Source organism: Alteromonas gilva (assembly GCF_028595265.1).
GTDB lineage: Bacteria > Pseudomonadota > Gammaproteobacteria > Enterobacterales > Alteromonadaceae > Alteromonas > Alteromonas gilva.
The window spans coordinates 2,816,950-2,835,635 of record NZ_JAQQXP010000001.1 but is presented as its reverse complement, the minus strand read 5'-3'; the positions used below and the strand labels follow the sequence as shown (position 1 = coordinate 2,835,635).

Below are 18,686 nucleotides of genomic sequence, written 5' to 3'. Positions count from 1 at the left end.
ATTCATCCTAAAACTGATAGCCAATACCAATAAAGGCACTCGCGATAAAATGTTTAGCAACAATCGGACTGTCAGTCATGCTGTCGTCTAATGCGGTAAGTTGAACGCGTCCTACCCATCGCCACTGTTTATTTATGGTTTTACTCAATAACACGCCCACGCCTGGCTGCACGGTGTGACCGGCTGTGTACCAGAGGCTGTTATCGATTGTATCGTCAGCATCAATGCCATAATAGTAGTTAATTAATTGCCGACTTTTATAGGTCAGCGATGCATTCGCTGAGACTAACCACTCGCCCCACTGCCATAAATGTTGATAGCGCAGCGATGCGAAATAACCGTTGTGGACGCCCAACAAATCACCCGCCACAGAAAAAGACCATATGCCATGGCGCTTATACCAACTGATACGGGTCCCTATATCTGCCGACCATTTGCGCTTACTGACGTCGTTTATAGAGATGCGCAGAGGCTGGTTAACAGTGTGATCGCCACCCGTTGAGGGATCAACAATGGCGGGCACGGAGCTGTCTTGTAAACCGGTGAGCGGCAGCATGAGGTTGGCGGGGTGCCAGAAAGAGAAAAACGCGCGTTCAGTATTGGCCGCCACAAAGAGCTCGCTGGTCAACGACGGGGTTAATTGCCATTGATAACCCAGTTCACCATTGTCGAAATAGCTGTTTTCGCCATACCAGGCAATATCAGGTAGCACGACCAGCGGGATCGGATCGCCATCGACCAGCGGGTTGGTTCGGGCGCCTAACCCTAGGGCCACACCCACTTGCCAGCTGTTTTCTTCCACACAAACGTTGTCGCTGCTGCAAGCCCATGCCGAAAACGAGCATGTCAACATTAGCAATAAACACAATAGCGAACGGATCAGCACAGTCAAACCCTGGTTATGTCACGAAAAACTGCTTAAGACTACCAAACACAGCGCGTTCGCACAGCTCCCGATTACAAATTGTCACACTTCATATCAGTTTGGATCGGAATGTTCAAAGATACGTCACTACTATATTACTCAATTTCTCACCCAACAAGGACATTGATGATGAATGCGAGTCACCGTACCGATCTGATGTGGAAATATCTCGCCGTATCGATATTTTCAACTTCTGCAATCATTGCCTGTGGCAATGACAGTGAAAGCACCCCCGGGAGCATCACCAGCCCACCGCAGTTATCTTTTATGCCAGCATCAGGCTCTGCATTGACCGCGTCACAAGATGTCAGTCCCGGTCAGTATGTTAAAAACGGCCTTTATTTAATGCAGCTGGAATATCAGGATCCCACTTCAGGCGGGGATGCCGATGCGCCTGAATTTAGCGCATCAGACAACTACTCCACCACCAATAATCAGATTGACGGGGTTGATGAAGCCGATCGTATTGAATACAACGGCGAGTATTTCTTTGTCGCCGATGTACCGATTTGGACAGAAGAAACGGGTCTGATAAACAACGTGCGGATATTGCGACGGTTGGACGATTTTTCACTCAGTGAGGCGGCCAATATTCCATTGCAACCAGAATTTAATGTGTCAGGGATGTACCTTTACAGTGATACGCTGGGTGTGGTTAGTCATACTTATCAGTATGCCACCATGGCAGGCGCACTGGAGGAGGATAGCCCGTGGCAACGAACAGACAATGACATCATTGTCGATGTTTACGATGTTACCGACCCGGCTTCGCCAGTCAGTGCCAGCCAAATCCGTATAGATGGCGGCCTGATCAGCTCGCGTCGTATTGATAACAATTTGTTTATCGCTACCCAATATGTGCCCAATGTGAGTGGACTGCCCAACATTGATGATACCGACAAAAGTTTGATCAAACTTTATCAGAGCATACTCAATGTTGCAGAACAGGATCTGGTGCCTAAGGTGACAATCAATGGTCAAAGCAGTGAACTGTTTCAGCTAGACGACTGTTTAATACCGGAAGCGGCCAGTCGCAGTAATGGCCATGCGCAAATGGTCAGCTTAGTTAAAATCGACCTGGACAATCCGGCGAATATAACCGCCGAGTGTTTGTTAACCGAGGCGCGCGGACTCTTTATGTCAGCGTCAAACGTATATCTACATGCTGATTTTGATCAAAACACCGTCTTTCACAAGTTGTCACTTGGCGACGAAATTCGCTATGAAGCCTCCGGTAGTGTAGCGGGCCAGTTTAGCTGGCGTAGTGCGCCGCAGTTTAAAATGGCCGAGCGTGACGGTAAGTTTATTGCGGTAACGACCACAGATATGTGGTCAACCGACAGAAAGCATGCCTTACATGTACTCGATCAGCAAGGCAGTGAACTGGTTGCCGTAACCAGCTTGCCCAATGCGTCACAACCGGCGCCAATTGGTAAACCGGGCGAAGACATTTATGCGGTTAGATTCTTTGCAGACAAAGCCTATGTGGTAACCTTTGCGCGTATCGATCCGTTATATGTCATTGATCTGGGCGATGTGAGCGCACCTTTCATTGCCGGTGAACTGGAAATACCCGGTTTTTCAAATTACCTTCATCCAATGGAAAATGGCCTGCTATTAGGGGTAGGGCAGCAGGTCAGTAGTGATGGTCTTCCGGTCAGCGGAAGTCAGCCATTATTACCAGTGGTCGTTGAGGGTATGAAGATCAGCCTGTTTGATGTGCTGGACCCGGCGAACCCGATTGTACTGGGTGAGCTGGTGTGGACCGATGCCTATACTCCGGTAGAGTTTGATCACCGCGCGCTGTCGGTACTTAAAACAGATCAGGGTTACCGCTTTGCGTTACCGTCTGAAACCTGGCTGAATAACGAAGACGGCTGGTACGCAATCAATGCACTTAACACTATAGAGGTTAACACAACACAGCGAACCCTGACGTTGCGCAACAATATCGAGCTTAATCCCGGGGAGGATGAGTATTTTGGTACCTATCAGGACCGCAGCGTACTGCATGATGACCATGTATATTATTTACACGGGAATGTGATTTATCATGCTCTGTGGCAAGCCTCATCGTCTATTGATGGGCCGTATTAGAGCGCTGTGCTTAATCAGGATAAAATCAGCATAAAGGTACCTTTTTTTACTTTTGTGGTCGTGCCAATGTGATAACGCACAGATAAGCAGTGACACAAAATACCCAGGCAAATAACAGTCTAGGTTGAGAGCTTTAAACGTTGCTGAAGCTGTGAGGTAAATGCCGGTAAATCGGCGTTCTTTTCGCCTATCACTAATACGTTGGTCTTCTGCAATGCGTAGCTGGTGCCCTGATACACCTGATCTGAAAACGCATCAGGCGCCTGGCGAGCCTTATCGGGGACCAAAAATACCGACATTCTGCCCGTTGGGGTTTCGATAATCATATGCAGGCTGCGAATGGAGTCCAGCAGACAATAATTAATGGATGCAATGTGGCCAATCGACGGATCTAATTGCGCACCGAATTGGGCCAGCTTGGCGTTTACCAGTTGCGGTGTAATTGTGGCTTCACCGACTGGTCGCTCATTTTCAGCATAATACATGTGGGCGAGGGCGGCCTCATCAAGTTCTACGTGCTGTTGCTGCCAGGCTGTCAGGGCAATTCCGCAGGTAAAAGCAACACTGGCTGCCAGGCCAATGTACCAACGGTTACGCCGTTTTTGCTGGTTAAACTCTATCAGCGATGTATTGAGAATAATTTTACTGGCCAAATCATCAGGCACAGGCACATTCGCGGCAGTTTTAAGCTTTTCGTCGAGGGCTTTAGTGTCTTTCCAGAATGCTTCATTGTCAGTATTTGACTGGGCAGCCTGGCACAACGCATTGTCGTCATCAGCGGGATTTGCATAAATGCGACGGCGGAATTCTAATTCATCCACTTTGGAAACCTCTTTGTTGCACTGGTGATGTCAGTACATCTTTTAACTGCGCTCGGGCTCTGAATAACCGGGTCATAACGGTGTTTTTGTTCAGTTCCAACTGGTGCGCTATTTCATCACCGCTAAAGCCAAATATAATTTGTAACATCAAAGGCTCGCGGTAATCAGGTGCCAGTTTACTCATTGCTTTACGAACCTGACGCACCTCTGCGGCGCTGTCCTGATCATCGTCGCCAGACACTGACACATCGTCTAAGTCGACCAGATCAAATTGCTTGCGCTCGAAACGGCGGGCGTTTTCTCTCCTTAATATGGTGATCAACCACGACTTAGCCGCTTTTTCGTCCTGTAAACTGTCCAGCGCCCGCCAGGCGCGCAGGAATGTCTCCTGCACAATATCTTCGGCAGTACTCTTATCATTAGTGAGCCAGTACGCGTAGCGATAAATATCACCGTGTAAGGCGCGAACCAGAGCTTCGTAGCGGAGCGTTTTCTCTTTCATCATTTACAAGACCTGACATTAATTAAATTCATTTCATTTAAATGATAAAAAAGCCAAAAAAAATAAATTTGCCAAAACGCGCTGAAATTTATCTTTTTATCCAGAGAAGACGGGCAGGTGACTATTGAGCATCATTTATACAATCATGCTCAATAGTCTTTCGGTAAGCTTATTGCTGGCGCGTTATCCAGCGGTCAATTTTTTGCTCAAGAATATCAAGGGGCACGGGACCGTCTTTGAGGACCTCATCATGAAAACCGGCATAAGAGAATTTTTCACCCAGGGCTTGTTTGGCTTTCTCTCTGAGCTCCATGATTTTGAGTTTTCCAATCATGTAAGCAGTTGCCTGGCCCGGCATGGCGATATACCGCTCAATGGCTTTGACTGAGTCATACTTCGGGTTGGGGGTATTATCCAGTAAGTACTGAATAGCCTCTTCGCGGCTCCATTTTTTGTCATGAATACCGGTATCAACCACTAAGCGGCAGGCGCGCCATAATTCCATCGCGAGGCGACCAAAATCAGAGTAAGGGTTCTCATAAAAACCCATATCCTTGGCCAGTTCCTCACTGTACAGCCCCCAACCTTCAGTGTAGGCGGTAAAGCTTAAGTATTTCTGAAACTTAGGAATACCTTCAAGTTCCTGGGCAATGGCGCGCTGCATGTGGTGGCCCGGAATACCTTCATGGTAAGCGAGCGCTTCCATCTGATAGGTCGGCATGGCGCTCATGTCATAGAGGTTGGCATAATAGCGACCGGGGCGAGAACCATCCAGTGCCGGGCTTTGATAAAAGGCTTTTCCGGCTGATTTTTCGCGGAATTCCTCAACCCGTTTGACCACCATTGGTGCTTGCGGCGTTAAACCAAAATAGTCTGGTAAAGCTTCGCGCATGGTATCGATCATGGCGGTTGCTTCCTGCAAGTACTGGGCTCTGCCTTCATCGGTATTGGGGTAGTAAAATTGCTCGTCGGTACGCATGAATTCAAAAAATTCATTGAGACTGCCTTCAAAGCCTACCTGCTGCATAATCCCGCGCATCGCATTATGAATACGTTCAACATTTTCAAGACCGATGTTATGCACCTCATCGGCAGTCAGGTCGGTTGTTGTAAACCAATTAAGCCGATTCTGATACCAGTTTTCGCCATTGGGCAAGCGCCACACACCATCACCTTCCGGGCTAAGCTCGCGCTGATGCTTAAATTCGGCAATCAGTTTCTCGTAAGCAGGCTTCACCGACACTAACAATGCTGCTTTGGCTTCTTCCAGCATGGTTGCAGAGTCGGTTTCACTTAACTCTAGTGCCGCCACCTTTTGCTGAAAGTCCTGCCAAATTGTGGAGTCGTTATCTGACAAGTCAAAGGGCTTACCGGTTATCACATTTTGCGCTGCCTCAACCATTTGGTCGTAGGCCCACTTTGGCGGGAATACGCCGGCTTCTTCGCGTAATTTCATCTGCTCAATGACCTGCGAAAAATAGGAATCAACATTATCTAAGCGGCTGATATAGGCCTGGGCGTCGCTGATATCATTAACCCGATGAATATTGATCAGGAAGCTGGGGATTTTGGTGTGCGCCGCACGGAACTGATGCACGATATAGCGGTGGTGGCGAAATTCGTCGTTGGCCAGTTGGCGCTCAATGCCGGTTTTGAACAAACGCAGGCTCAGTTTTTCTTGTTCGGTTAGCTTGCTGGTGTCAAAGCCGTTGGCCTCGTCCAGGCGGTTTTTGGCAATAGTGATACTGCGCTCAATATGGGCTTCACTTTCGTCATCCCACTTGCCGTAGTCCCATTTTATGCCGAGGTAACTCTGAAACTCAGGGGAGCGTTTTAAGTCTTCATTAAATGTACGTTCAAAAAAGGCGCTCAGGCGCTCTGATTCATTTGGCATGGCAGCACTGATGGCGGTTTCTGCCTGCTCGCCACTGGCTGGCGTTTGCACCTGTTGCTGAGGAGAGCAAGCAAGTAGCCCCGCCGTGACTGACATTAACAAACTAAGTTTTACTGTCGTTATTTTCATGTTGTTTCCACTATGTTGTTGGATATAGCGGGGTTAACGCCCCGTCTTTTTGCTTTTGTGTTGCCACAAGCTGTTTAAGTTTACCGGCTAACCCGGTGCGATCCCAGTCGCCGGCATTGGCGGCATAGGCCGACGCCATCATTGCGTCTACCTCGGGCTTTATTTGTTGCCTGATGTGCCAGCGCCGGGCGGCATTAAACTGCGCCAGCCATTGGTTCAGGCTTTGTTGAATTGTGCCAATGTCAGCCGACTGTATGGTATTGATTAATTGTTGCGCTGTGACTGCCTGGGCAGTATTCAACGGTTGCCCTGCTGGTTTCGCCGGGGCGGCATTTTTACGCTTAAACCAGGTGAGCGCCCAGCCTGTCAGTGTTACCAGCCAAAGTATAAGTAATCCCAGGTGGAAGCGGTCAAAGCCGGCCTGTGCGGGCGGCGGTACAACAGTGCTGTCGGCGCCTGCTGGTTGATTGGCCGTTTCTGGTGCTGGCACTGGCGCCGCAACAGGCGGGGTTTTGGGAGCCGGGGCCTGGCCCGCAGCAGGTGCAACAGTTACCGTTTTGCTTGGCAAAGTGGCCACTTCAGTTTTACCGGTTTTTACATTAAACCAGGGAACACGCACCTCAGGGATAATATAATCACCGGCTTTAGTCGGGATCATTGCCACAGATTCGGTTCGCTGAACAACCAAACGGTTGTCTCGCTCTGCGGTGGCACTGTTGGCCTGATCCGGGTAAAGCTTAAAGTCTGGCGGGTAGATCTGTTCAATTTCAGGCAGTTGCTCTTCAACCACTCCCACTGCCGTCAGAGTAAGGGTGCGGGTAATTGGCTCACCCACCACGAACTCCTGACTTTGCCACTCTTGGTCAAGTTCAACAAAATCACTGGGTAACCAATGATAGTCCACGCTGGTTGGGATGGGTTTAACTTCGATAGTGAGATCCGGGCCCACCCGGTTTATCGATTTAGTGCGATTGAAAAAGCCAAAACGCTGGTTGGTATTGGGGGCCATTACCTCACCGGAAAACACCGGCCCGCTGATAGTAAAGGTGCCGGACTGTTGGGGAAGAATAGCAAAATTGCGTTCTACCACCTGATAGCGACGGCCGTTGACTAACTCGGTATATTGTTTGTCATCGCCCAACTGCTGAATTTGTGCGTTTTCTAATTCTGGTGACTGTAAACTGCCGCGCTCAATTTGTGAGGCTAAATACAGTTTTACGGTGTAACGCAACTGTTGCTGCAGGTACACGCTGTCGTGATTGACTTCGGTGGTGACATAATAATCACGCGCCGGTGCATCTTCGCCTTGCTGAACGGGAATAACCTTTACCTTTATCGGTGCACTGCGTTGTCCTTCAATGGTAAAGGCCGGAATCGTAAAGTCGCCCACTTTCCGGGGAAACAAAGTGGTGTTCCAGGTGGTGGTTTGGCTTGAGGTAAAATTAACGATGGAGGTTTGTGAGCTCACCGACGTGCGGCCCACGACAAAGTCGCTCAATAAAGCAGAGCTGTCGAAGGCATTGCGCTCGGCATCACCTTGTGCCGTCACCGTCAGCGTTATTGCTTCATCCAGCATGACAGGGTTTTTGTCTATGCTGGCTGTCACGCTCTGTACATCAGCCTTACTGGCAAAAGAGCAGGCAAAAGAGATAAAAAGTAACCATAACCAATGGCGTTGTTTAAACATTACCAATCACTCCGGTTTGAATCTGGCGGGCGGCGATACTGCCGTTTCTGGGCTTCCAGTTGCATTTTGCGTTTGAGTAAGAAAGCGGGGTCATCGGGCACTCTGCGCAGCAGGTTATCGAGGCGTTGCTGAGTTTCTTTATCGCGTTCAGTACGCTCGGTTGACGCCTGCTGAGCTTCTGCTTGCCGGGCTTCGTTATCAGCCTGCTGCTCATCATTTTGCTGTTCGTCACCTTGTTGTTGGTTTTCTTCGCCTTCATTTTGTTGTTCTTGATTGGCGTCGTTGGGTTGCGGTTGATTATCCTGCTGGCCGTCCTGTTGACCCTCTTGCTGGCCTTCACTGTTTTGTGGCTCAGACTGTTGGTCGCTATTGTCAGACTCACCATCCTGTTGCTGGCTATCATCCTGGTTTTGCTGATCCTGCTCTGACTGATCCTGTTGCTGATCATTTTGCTGCTGTTGTTCCTGCTGTTCCTTTAACTGCTCAAGGAGCTCTTTATTTTCCTGCGCTGCGGGGAACTCAGGTTGTCGCGCCAGGGCTTTGTCATAGGCTTCTATTGCTGCATCAAGTTCACCGGCTTTGGCCAGTGCGTTACCCTGGTTGTAGTAGCCCTGGGCAGTATCGAGCGCGGCGAACGACTGCGCCGCAGCCATATAATCGCCGTTACGGTACTGGGCCGCACCTTGCCATGCAGTATCATCAAAATCATTGGTTGCGCTGTCATATTGCCTGGCTTCATAAGCCGCTAAACCTTGCTGATCGGCATTTAAAAACGGTTTTTGCCACCATGAGAGGACCGGTTTGACCGGCTCGGATGCGGTGTCAGCTGCCATCGCTTCAGGTGGCGTGCTCTGTTGTTGAGCCAGCGCCTCAGGGGCAGGAAGACTTGTCCCTACACCCACCAGCAAAATAAAAATGACCCCGCGTCTGAACGCCAGTGCGGCAATGGGTAATAATAACAGTAACAGGTAAGGGCCGGCTTCGCGCCACTCATCGCCCTGATTATCCTGATCGTCTTCGCGGGTTTCGCGATTGTCAAAGCGGTCCGTCTTGGCCAATGAGCGAATATCGCGGTCATCGGCGGTCAGTTCGGTAAAGCGGCCGCCGCCCTGACGACTGAGTTGCTGCAAGGCACCGCCATTGAGTTTCGGGATCACAATAGAGCCATTATTACGTTTGAGCAATTCGCCGTTAAGCTGCTTTATGGGGGCACCCTCAGCAGTGCCCACACCAAGAATATTCACCGTGTAGGGGGTTTCCGATAAAAAGTCGCTGAGGCCCTTCATTTGTGAAATTTCAACACCATCAGTAATCCAGTAGAGAACACCAGTCTGAAACCCTGCACTCCTTAATAACTCCTCTGCGGCTTGTAACCCCAGCACGGGATCACTACCGGCAACCGGCATGATTTCGGGGCTCAGGCCGGGTAACAGCGCTTTTAAGGTACTGGCATCCTGCGTCAGTGGACTAATGACAAAGGCATCGCCGGCATACGCCACAAGGCCCATATCGCCCTCGTCAATCAGATTAACCAGGTCGATAGCTTTGTACTTGGCGCGCGATAACCTGTCTGGCGTAATATCGGTGGCACGCATCGACAGCGACATATCCATGACGATGATATGCCCGGTTTTAACCTGGTAGACCGGTTGCGGGATCCGTTCCCATGTGGGGCCGGCGAGGGCAATCACGCCCAACATCCAGGCTAACGTTAAAAACGGCACAAAGGGCGAGCGGGTGGAGCTTTGTTTGCCGGTGACCAGATGCTGATACAGGTGGCCGGCAACAATGCCCTGCCAGCCTGTGGCCTGGGAGCGCCAGCGTTTAATAAACCACAAGACTAATACCAGGGGTACCAGTGCATAAAACCATTCAGGTCTTAAAAAATGAAAATCAGCAGGCAAAAATGTCATTTTGATTCGATTCCCATTGTTGCAACACGTCGCCACGCAGCACTCATCATTAACCCCGCTACCGGTAGTAAACTCAGCGCCAGGGCCAGTGCCAGCGGGTAATAATATAAGGCGGTAAGCGGGCGCATTTTTCGCTCATCGCCGGCAATAGGCTGCAAGCGGTCGAGCATTGCGTAAATTTGTTCCAGTTCGGCCGCGTCACGGGCTCTGAAGTACTGCCCGCCAGTAGCTTTGGCTATGTCGGTTAACATCGACTCATCGAGTTCCTGAGAGGGGTTCACCTGGCGGCTGCCAAAGAAACTGTTCACGGTCATCATGTCGGCGCCGACACCGATGGTATATACGGTGACACCTGCATCCACAGCCAGTTCACGGGCCTGTTCGGGGGTAATGGCACCGGCGGTATTTTGCCCGTCGGTAAGCAGGATCAACACCCGGTTTGAGTTGGTCTTCTGTTCAAAGCGCTTTACTGCCAGACCAATAGCGTCACCGATAGCAGTTTGTTCTCCCACCAGTCCAATGACCGATTCATCCAACAAGGTCGCGACCGTATCACGATCGTAGGTGAGCGGGGCTTGCAGATAAGCGGTGTCAGCAAACAAAATCAGGCCAAGCCGGTCACCCACACGTCGTTCAATAAAGTCCTGCAATACTGACTTTATCATGGCTAACCGGTTCACCTGACGGCCGTTCACCAGCATGTCTTCAATTTTCATACTGCCGGATAAATCCACCGCCAGCATCAGTTCCCGGCCTTCGCTGGGAATACTCACTGGTTCACCCAGCCATTGGGGGCGGGCTGCGGCCACGACCAGGCTGAGCCAGATCAGCGCAGCCAACGCATGCAGCCATTTTGCGCTACCTTGCGAAGATTCTGCCTGCGGGAGATCAGCTAATAAGCTAGGTACTCGTAAGGCCACGTCTGCACTGTCGGTTTTACCGCTTAGCAAACGAATTATCCAGGGCAGGGGGAGGGCGGCAAGCATCCACCACCAGGCAAACTCAAACATGGTTGGCTGCCTCCTGTTCATTGGTTACACCCGGTGCCTGTTTAAGCCTGGCATGCTTAAGCCAGTCGCTGACTGCGCGGTACATTTGCTCAATTTCCTGTTCGTCAGCGGGTAACGGCTGGTAAGGACTCTGCGCCAGAACGGCCAAGCCCTGCGCCGTCTTCTCACGGCGCTTTTCGCTGAGGCAATGCTGTAAAAAATGTTGCCAACGCTGCCCGTAGCTGGCGGCCGAATCAATGGCCGGATAATAATGCAGGGTAACGCGTTTGAGGAGCTGATTTGCCTGTGCAGGGTAGCTGGCATCTTTCGGCAATTGCTGGTGCATAGCGATCGCGTCACGACGAGCGCGGTTAAAACGCACGTGTTTTACCGTTAAGTAAACCAATGCTATCAACAGTGCCAGCAGAACAGCCAGTATTACCCACCAACCCCAGGCCAGTGGCCACCAGTCCACACCTTGTGGTGTCTGGATATCATTTAACTGTGCTAACGGGTCCATTGCGACAACCTCCGTAAGCGTTCAAACTGATCGGTAAGCGGTACGCCGGCATCAATGAAACTGAGCGGCGTTTTGCACTGTTTTAAGTGACTCTCAACCTGCGCCCACCGGGCTTGCTGACTGCGCGTGTAATGACTGGCAAGCTTACGATCGCCAAGTAACCAGGTCTGTTGTTGTTGCCCATTGGTGACATTCACCGGTTGCAAGCGACTGATACTGGGTAACTCCTGTTCAAGCGGATCGGTGATTGCCAGGGCGCTCACCTCACAATGCCTGCTTATTTGTAATAAGTGCTGTAGGGCGCGCTCATCAAGCTGGATGAAATCGCTAATCAGGTAAACCAGGCTGCCTGGTTTAGCCAGTCGTCGCAAGCGCCCGAGTGCCTGCTCCAGGTTAGTGCTCATTTGCTCTGCCGGTTTTGCTTTATGCACGGCATCAAGCTCGACACTGTTCTGACAGCGCATTAATTCGTGACAAATCGACAGCACAGCGCGTTTGCGACTGAGTGGTTTGCATTCTGAATGAAGCGTATCGGAATAAATAAGCGCGCCAACTTTATCGCCGCGTTGGGCTGCCGCCCAACTGATCAGTGAAGTCAGATGGGCTGCCTGCACCGATTTTAGTAGAAGCTGTGTGCCAAACTGCATTGAGCCTGACATATCACACAATACAAATACCGGGCGCTCGCGTTCTTCGCGATACACCTTGGTGTGGGTTTTACCCGTGCGCGCGGTTACCCGCCAGTCAATGGCACGAATATCGTCGCCAGGCTGATAATGACGGGCTTCATCAAACTCCATACCGCGCCCTTTGTGCTTGGTCAGGTAACTGCCTGCCAGGCGTGCCTGAGGCGTGCGCCGCGGTGATAAGTCCAGTAAATTAGCAAATTGTCGGTATTGCAGTAGTTCTTTGACACCTAACTGAATGCCATTTGACTGCAATCGTGCCAGTTGTGATTGCGTTGTCATTATTTACGGTACAGCCACCAGGTTAACGATCTTATTGAGTACTTCATTGGTCGTGATGCCTTCGGCTTCGGCCTGATAGGATAAAATAATACGATGGCGCAAGGCATTATGAAATACTGCCTGAATATCGTCAGGACCAACAAAGTCACGACCCGCTAACCATGCATGAGCACGCGCACAGCGATCAAGCGCGATGGTCGCCCGCGGGCTGGCACCAAACTCAATCCAGTCGGCCAGTTCCGGCGCATAGTCGGCCGGGCGTCGGGTAGCCATGATCAGTTGAACCAAATAGGTTTCTAGCGCCGGGGCCATGTGCAGCGCCAAGGCTTCTTTACGGGCGGCAAAGATATCGGACTGGCTTAAATTCGGCGCTGTCACCGAACCCTTGCTGAGTTCTTCGTTACGGGTAAGCTGTAAAATTTGCAGCTCAGTGCCGGCGTCGGGGTAGTCAATTTCCAGATGCATTAAAAAGCGGTCAAGCTGCGCTTCCGGCAACGGATAAGTGCCTTCTTGTTCCAGTGGGTTTTGGGTGGCCATGACCAAAAATAACTCGGGCAGGGCATAGGTTTTATTGCCTACCGTTATCTGATGTTCGGCCATGGCTTCAAGCAGCGCAGACTGAACCTTGGCCGGGGCCCGGTTAATTTCATCGGCGAGCACTAAATTGTGAAACAATGGACCTTGTTGAAACACAAACTCGCCGGTTTCGGGACGGTAAATATCGGTACCGGTTAAATCTGCCGGTAATAAGTCCGGGGTAAATTGCACCCGGTGAAAATCACCATCAATGCCTTTTGCCAGGGCATTGATGGCGCGGGTTTTAGCCAGCCCCGGAGGGCCCTCAACCAGCAAATGACCATCTGCTAGCAAGGCAATTAACATATTGAGCGTAAGTTGAGACTGACCAATGATTTGTGAGTCGAGGTATGCGTGTAACTGTCTGAACTGCTCAGCTGCCATAGAAAATCTTACCTTGTTTAGTTGTTATTTATTTAGTTGTTATCAAAACGCCGACAATGGACCTGCAGTAATACCACAGTGTGATGTTAACGGTGAACTATGACTGTAAAGCCGATGAAAGGTTCCCGCTATACAAAATGGCGTAGTCACTAAGGCCTGTTGACCTTTGCTGTGCACTTTTGCAGCAGTCCATAACCGACTACGGACGCTGCCCGAAGGGATCGTCATGAAAGTATGTTACTCTTTGTCACAGCCCTTTGACTTAGAACCACCAGGCCAGCAGGTCTGTTTCGCGATTACAATGCTTTCATCCGGACCAAAATTCGTACACCAAAGGTCAGCAGGCTTTGCATTATTGTTCTATCAGCTATGTGTAATAGGGTCGCTTTATTTTGTTTCAAGCCTTTAGCGCAGCTCAAGTAAAGAAATGTTGCAAAATATTCCAGTGTGGATTTGCTATTTGTTAAATAGTTTGTAAAAATCTGTTTAATGTCTACAGGTCAGACCACTTGACTAAATGCTAGTCAGGGTCACAATAAGGGTAAATTAATGGCTAAACAACAATCAGTTACTACGCGTGATGGCGACAGAATTGCTATCGTCGCAGGCCTGAGAACACCGTTCGCGAAAATGGCGACATACTTTCACGGTGTGCCGGCGGTCGATCTCGGTAAAATGGTGGTTAATGAGTTATTGGTCAGGAATGCAATCGACCCTAAACTTGTTGACCAACTGGTATATGGCCAGGTAGTGCAGATGCCAGAAGCCCCCAACATTGCGCGTGAAATCGTGCTCGGCACCGGCATGAATGTGCATACTGACGCTTACAGCGTATCGCGCGCGTGTGCGACCAGTTTCCAGTCAACCGTTAATATCGCCGAAGCGATGATGGCCGGTCATGTTGAAGTCGGGGTTGCAGGTGGCGCTGACTCCACGTCGGTATCACCTATCGGGGTGTCTAAGAATCTTGCCCGTGCATTGGTTGACCTGCAAAAAACTAAAACACTGGGTCAAAAATGGGCCGTACTTAAAAAGCTGGGGCTTAAAGATTTGCTGCCGGTTCCGCCGGCTGTTGCTGAATATTCAACGGGATTGTCGATGGGGCAAACCGCCGAACAAATGGCTAAAAGCCATGGCATAACCCGTCAGGCACAGGACGAACTGGCGCATCGCTCACACACATTGGCCGCTCAAAGCTGGAATGAAGGCAAGCTGAGTGGCGAAGTCATGACCGCTTATGCCGAACCCTACAAGGGCGCGCTTGAACAAGACAATAACGTTCGCTTTGAGTCTAAGCTTGAAGGTTACGCTAAGCTTCGCCCGGTATTTGACCGCAAATATGGCTCGGTCACCGCGGCAAATGCAACCCCGCTTACCGACGGCGCTTCAGCGGTTGTGATGATGACCGAAAGTAAAGCCAAAGCGCTGGGCTACACGCCACTCGGTTATATAAAAAGTTACGCCTTTGCGGCCATTGATGTGTGGGAGGATATGCTGATGGGACCTTCATATGCCACACCAATTGCATTGGATCGTGCCGGTATGACACTGGATGATTTAACCCTGATAGAAATGCACGAAGCCTTTGCTGCACAAACCCTGGCCAACGTTAAAATGTTTGCCAGTGACAAGTTTGCTCAGGAAAAGCTGGGCCGCAGCAAAGCGACCGGTGAAATTGATATGGATAAATTTAACGTGATGGGTAGCTCTATTGCCTATGGACACCCGTTTGCGGCGACCGGCACCCGTATGATCACGCAGATGCTAAACGAACTTAATCGTCGCGGCGGTGGTACCGGACTGGTAACTGCCTGCGCAGCAGGTGGTTTAGGCGCAGCTATGATCTTGGAGACAGCGTAATGACTGAACAAACAACAAGTGCCTTTACACTCACCCGTCAGGATAACGGTATTGCCATATTAACTATGGACGTGCCTGGCGAGAGCATGAATACGCTGAAACAAGCGTTTGGTGACGATATGAGTGCGCTGCTCGATGAAATAGAACAGGATAAGGCCATTAAAGGGGTGGTTCTGGTCAGTGGCAAGGAGAACTCCTTTGTTGCCGGAGCCGACATCACCATGCTGGACGCCTGCAGCACTGCCGAAGAAGCGATGGCCCTGGCCAAAGGCGGGCAGGACATTTTTAACCGCATAGAAAATATGCGGGCAACTTTTGTTGCGGCTATTCATGGCCCGGCGCTGGGCGGTGGACTGGAGCTTGCGATGGCGTGCCATTATCGTATTTGTACCGACAGTTCGGCGACACAGCTAGGCCTGCCTGAGGTGCAGTTAGGCTTGCTACCCGGCAGTGGCGGTACGCAACGTTTGCCTAAGCTGGCGGGTATTCAACAAGCCATTAAAATGATGCTGACCGGCAGCTCTGTGCGCGCCAAACAGGCTAAGAAATACGGTATCGTTGATGACGTAGTGCCGCGTTCGGTACTCATTGATGTGGCGCAGCAGTTTGCCGCTAAAAGTAAGCCAACGCGCAAATCCGAACCCAAAGGTTTGGTGAATAAGTTTTTGGAAGGTACCAGCCCGGGTCGCAATATTGTCTTTAAGAAAGCCGCTGAGCAAACCCAGTCTAAAACCCGGGGTAATTATCCGGCGCCGCAGCAGATCCTTGATGTGGTTGCGGTGGGCATTAATAAGGGTAGGCAGGCGGGCCTTGATGCTGAAGCGAAAGCGTTTGGACAATTGGTAATGACGCCGGAGTCCAGACAGTTAAGGCAGATATTCTTTGCCACGACCGCCATGAAAAAAGAGTCTGGCGTGGCTGCTGTAGCGCCTAAAAAAGTCAACAAGGCCGGTGTCCTTGGCGGCGGCCTGATGGGCGGAGGCATTGCCTTTGTGACGGCGACTAAAGCCGGCGTACCGGCTCGTATAAAAGACATCCAGCCGGCAGGTATTGCCAACGCTATGAAGTACAGCTACGACTTACTGAATAAAAAGGTCAAACGCCGGTTTATTCGCAAATCTGAAATGCAAAAACAGTTATCTTTACTGACCGGTACCCTGGATTATTCGGGGATGCAGGACGTTGATATTGTTGTTGAGGCGGTTTTTGAGGACGTTAAGCTCAAGCAAAAGATGGTCGCTGATGTGGAGTCTGGCTGTAAGTCTGAAACCATTTTCGCATCGAACACCTCGTCGATCCCAATTGCAGATATTGCAGAGGGCGCTAAACGTCCTGAGAATGTGATTGGTCTGCATTACTTTTCACCGGTAGATAAAATGCCGCTGGCAGAAGTCATTGCCCACGAGAAGACGTCAGATCAAACAATTTCAACCACGGTAGAGTTTGCTAAAAAGCAAGGCAAAACCCCCATTGTGGTCAAAGATGGCGCGGGCTTCTACGTGAACCGCATTCTGGCTCCCTACATGAACGAAGCGGCTAGTTTAATACTGGCTGGAGAGCCGATTGAACATATCGACAAATCATTGCTCAATTTTGGTTTCCCGGTAGGGCCTGTAAAGCTTCTCGATGAAGTCGGTATTGATGTGGGAACTAAAATCATCCCGATTTTAATTGATGCCTTTGGTGAACGATTTACCGCGCCTTCTGCCTTTGAAAAGGTTCTGGCAGACGATCGCAAAGGCAAAAAGAACAAAAAGGGCTTTTACGATTACAGTGGTAAAAAGCCCGGGAAAACCGTGGATGAGAGCATTTATGCACTACTGGGCGTACAGCCTGCAAAAAGCCGCAGTGAATCTGAAATCTCCGAGCGCTGTGTACTGTTAATGCTCAATGAGGCGGCACGCTGTTTGAACGAAGGCGTCATTCGCAGCGCCCGTGATGGTGATATTGGTGCTATTTTTGGTATTGGATTCCCGCCGTTTCTTGGTGGACCATTCCGTTACATGGATGAGCTCGGAATCAATAAGGTTGTCGAAAGGCTGAATCATTACGCCGAAACGGTGGATGCTAAGTTCAGCCCGGCCCAGGTGCTGACCGATATGGCCAGTAAAGGGCAAACATTTTATTAAATTATTATTACTTAAATGTTAAAAACCGGGCTCTGCCCGGTTTTTTTTGCTTTAATTGATAAAAGTGATGGTTTTCTGCGCGAAGGTAAGTAAAATTCGCCCTCGTTATTTACACGATAGCGTTTAAGCTAGCGCGAATATATTGATGAATTAAAGGGTGTCAAAATGTTGACGATTTTTTTAATTTGCCTGGCAAGCAGTTGCTATTACTATGTTGAAGCCATTAAATCGGGCTTATCTGCAAAACAGTGGGCAGTGGTGGGATTGATCTTTGGCCCTCTGGTATGGCCGATGTTCACCATTAGCCGTCATATGCGTTTCAGAAGGGATTGCGGCTTTAATAATGCCTATCTGCAGGCATAAAAAAAGGAGCTGCTGCTCCTTTTTTAGAATTCTTAACTAACCGACTAAATACGTGCTGCGCTAGTTTTTGGCTTATACTGTTGAGTTTCAGTTGCTACTTCTTTTTTCTGAACAGGTGCTTTCTGTGCGCCTTCTTGCTTATCGGCTACAGGTGCTGCTGTCGATATTACTAATGCTACTGCGTAAGCTTTCAACATCTTTCTATCCTCATTATTATATACAAAACAAACAAAACAAAACAAAACTGCCGACAATTTCTTATTGTCCATTAGTATAATGCGAACGGCGTGCCAAACTGTAAAAGCTATATTTATCAATGGATTGCGCGTTAATTTTTGTGAGCGTCAAAAAAACGTTGCCGCATATTCTTGCCACGCTATGCATTTTTATGCCGCTTGCCGGAAAATGTTGTCTTATTCTGTTCAATACCCATTATTTAGTACGATTACGGCCCGGTATGGCGCTGAAATATGCAGAATATATGTTCTTTTTGGTGGGGAAAGTCTTTATTTTAAATAGCTTAGAGATATTGCAAATAGATAAGGTGTAAATTTGGTGGCTTTGCTGTGCTTGCCTTTGATATCAAGCTAAATCAAGTTAAATCGTGTCAAATTAAACTCGTCGGTATGGCTTCAGGCTTATACATAAAACGTCAATTCTGCTGCGAGCCAGTGTGGCTGGGCAAGCGGCGACAGCGGCGACAGTGACGATAGGTGACCGGTTTACAGGCGAGGTTGATGCGGTATCAGGCTAGTCGTTTCAGACGCTCATTTGTAACTAATGTTAAACGGCGTTACACCACCACGTCGCTGCAAAGCAAAAAATATGGCGCACCTTGTGCAGCAGGGGAGAGAGACCGTAAAGCACATGTAACCCTTTGCGCAGGGCCATGATACTGTAAGCTGGATGCGTGTTTAAACACGCATAGC

15 protein-coding genes are annotated in these 18,686 nt (G+C 49.8%); 4 read left to right on the top strand and 11 right to left on the bottom strand.

Annotated elements, in window-relative coordinates:
* Positions 1-7: 7 nt before the first annotated feature.
* Positions 8-853, bottom strand: a complete 846-nt coding sequence (locus OIK42_RS12540; RefSeq protein ID WP_273640979.1) for a MipA/OmpV family protein — start codon at positions 851-853, stop codon at positions 8-10.
* A 198-nt stretch (positions 854-1,051) separates the two neighbouring features.
* Here OIK42_RS12540 and OIK42_RS12535 point away from each other — a divergent pair, with 198 nt between their 5' ends.
* On the top strand, positions 1,052-3,022 hold the full coding sequence (locus tag OIK42_RS12535; RefSeq protein WP_273640977.1) for a beta-propeller domain-containing protein: 1,971 nt from the start codon (positions 1,052-1,054) through the stop codon (positions 3,020-3,022).
* Between the two features lie 119 nt (positions 3,023-3,141).
* Here OIK42_RS12535 and OIK42_RS12530 read toward each other — a convergent pair whose 3' ends face one another.
* The 9 genes from OIK42_RS12530 to OIK42_RS12490 all read right to left on the bottom strand — a co-directional run bounded on the left by OIK42_RS12530 (position 3,142) and on the right by OIK42_RS12490 (position 13,405).
* A complete protein-coding gene (locus tag OIK42_RS12530; RefSeq protein ID WP_273640975.1) occupies positions 3,142-3,843 on the bottom strand; it encodes a DUF3379 family protein in 702 nt (233 codons plus the stop codon).
* Positions 3,836-4,345: a sigma-70 family RNA polymerase sigma factor gene (locus OIK42_RS12525; protein WP_273641530.1), complete on the bottom strand. Its 510-nt coding sequence runs from the start codon at positions 4,343-4,345 to the stop codon at positions 3,836-3,838. Before OIK42_RS12525 ends, OIK42_RS12530 begins: the two co-directional genes overlap by 8 nt.
* Before the next feature lie 169 nt (positions 4,346-4,514).
* A complete protein-coding gene (locus OIK42_RS12520) occupies positions 4,515-6,368 on the bottom strand; it encodes a DUF885 domain-containing protein (RefSeq protein ID WP_273640974.1) in 1,854 nt (617 codons plus the stop codon).
* A 10-nt stretch (positions 6,369-6,378) separates the two neighbouring features.
* Positions 6,379-8,055, bottom strand: a complete 1,677-nt coding sequence (locus tag OIK42_RS12515) for a BatD family protein (protein ID WP_273640973.1) — start codon at positions 8,053-8,055, stop codon at positions 6,379-6,381.
* Positions 8,055-9,968, bottom strand: a complete 1,914-nt coding sequence (locus tag OIK42_RS12510) for a VWA domain-containing protein (protein WP_273640972.1) — start codon at positions 9,966-9,968, stop codon at positions 8,055-8,057. Before OIK42_RS12510 ends, OIK42_RS12515 begins: the two co-directional genes overlap by 1 nt.
* Positions 9,965-10,978, bottom strand: coding sequence for a vWA domain-containing protein (locus tag OIK42_RS12505; RefSeq protein ID WP_273641528.1), 1,014 nt, complete (start codon positions 10,976-10,978; stop codon positions 9,965-9,967). The genes OIK42_RS12510 and OIK42_RS12505 overlap by 4 nt, the downstream gene beginning before the upstream one ends.
* Positions 10,971-11,477 (bottom strand): DUF4381 domain-containing protein, encoded by a 507-nt coding sequence (locus OIK42_RS12500; RefSeq protein WP_273640971.1) that lies wholly within the window; start codon positions 11,475-11,477, stop codon positions 10,971-10,973. Before OIK42_RS12500 ends, OIK42_RS12505 begins: the two co-directional genes overlap by 8 nt.
* Positions 11,465-12,448, bottom strand: a complete 984-nt coding sequence (locus OIK42_RS12495; protein WP_374211870.1) for a DUF58 domain-containing protein — start codon at positions 12,446-12,448, stop codon at positions 11,465-11,467. The genes OIK42_RS12500 and OIK42_RS12495 overlap by 13 nt, the downstream gene beginning before the upstream one ends.
* Positions 12,449-13,405 (bottom strand): AAA family ATPase, encoded by a 957-nt coding sequence (locus tag OIK42_RS12490; RefSeq protein WP_273640969.1) that lies wholly within the window; start codon positions 13,403-13,405, stop codon positions 12,449-12,451.
* Between the two features lie 549 nt (positions 13,406-13,954).
* Here OIK42_RS12490 and fadI point away from each other — a divergent pair.
* From fadI to OIK42_RS12475, 3 genes are all read left to right on the top strand, one after another.
* Positions 13,955-15,265 carry an acetyl-CoA C-acyltransferase FadI gene (gene fadI, locus OIK42_RS12485; RefSeq protein ID WP_273640968.1) on the top strand — a complete coding sequence of 437 codons (1,311 nt, stop codon included), beginning with the start codon at positions 13,955-13,957 and terminating at the stop codon, positions 15,263-15,265.
* Complete coding sequence (fadJ, locus tag OIK42_RS12480; protein WP_273640967.1) at positions 15,265-17,394, top strand: fatty acid oxidation complex subunit alpha FadJ; 2,130 nt, start codon at positions 15,265-15,267, stop codon at positions 17,392-17,394. Before fadI ends, fadJ begins: the two co-directional genes overlap by 1 nt.
* Before the next feature lie 165 nt (positions 17,395-17,559).
* Positions 17,560-17,757 (top strand): hypothetical protein, encoded by a 198-nt coding sequence (locus tag OIK42_RS12475; protein ID WP_273640966.1) that lies wholly within the window; start codon positions 17,560-17,562, stop codon positions 17,755-17,757.
* A 44-nt stretch (positions 17,758-17,801) separates the two neighbouring features.
* Here the strand turns inward: OIK42_RS12475 and OIK42_RS12470 are convergent, their stop codons facing one another.
* Positions 17,802-18,026 (bottom strand): hypothetical protein, encoded by a 225-nt coding sequence (locus OIK42_RS12470; RefSeq protein ID WP_273641556.1) that lies wholly within the window; start codon positions 18,024-18,026, stop codon positions 17,802-17,804.
* Between the last annotated feature and the right edge of the window lie 660 nt (positions 18,027-18,686).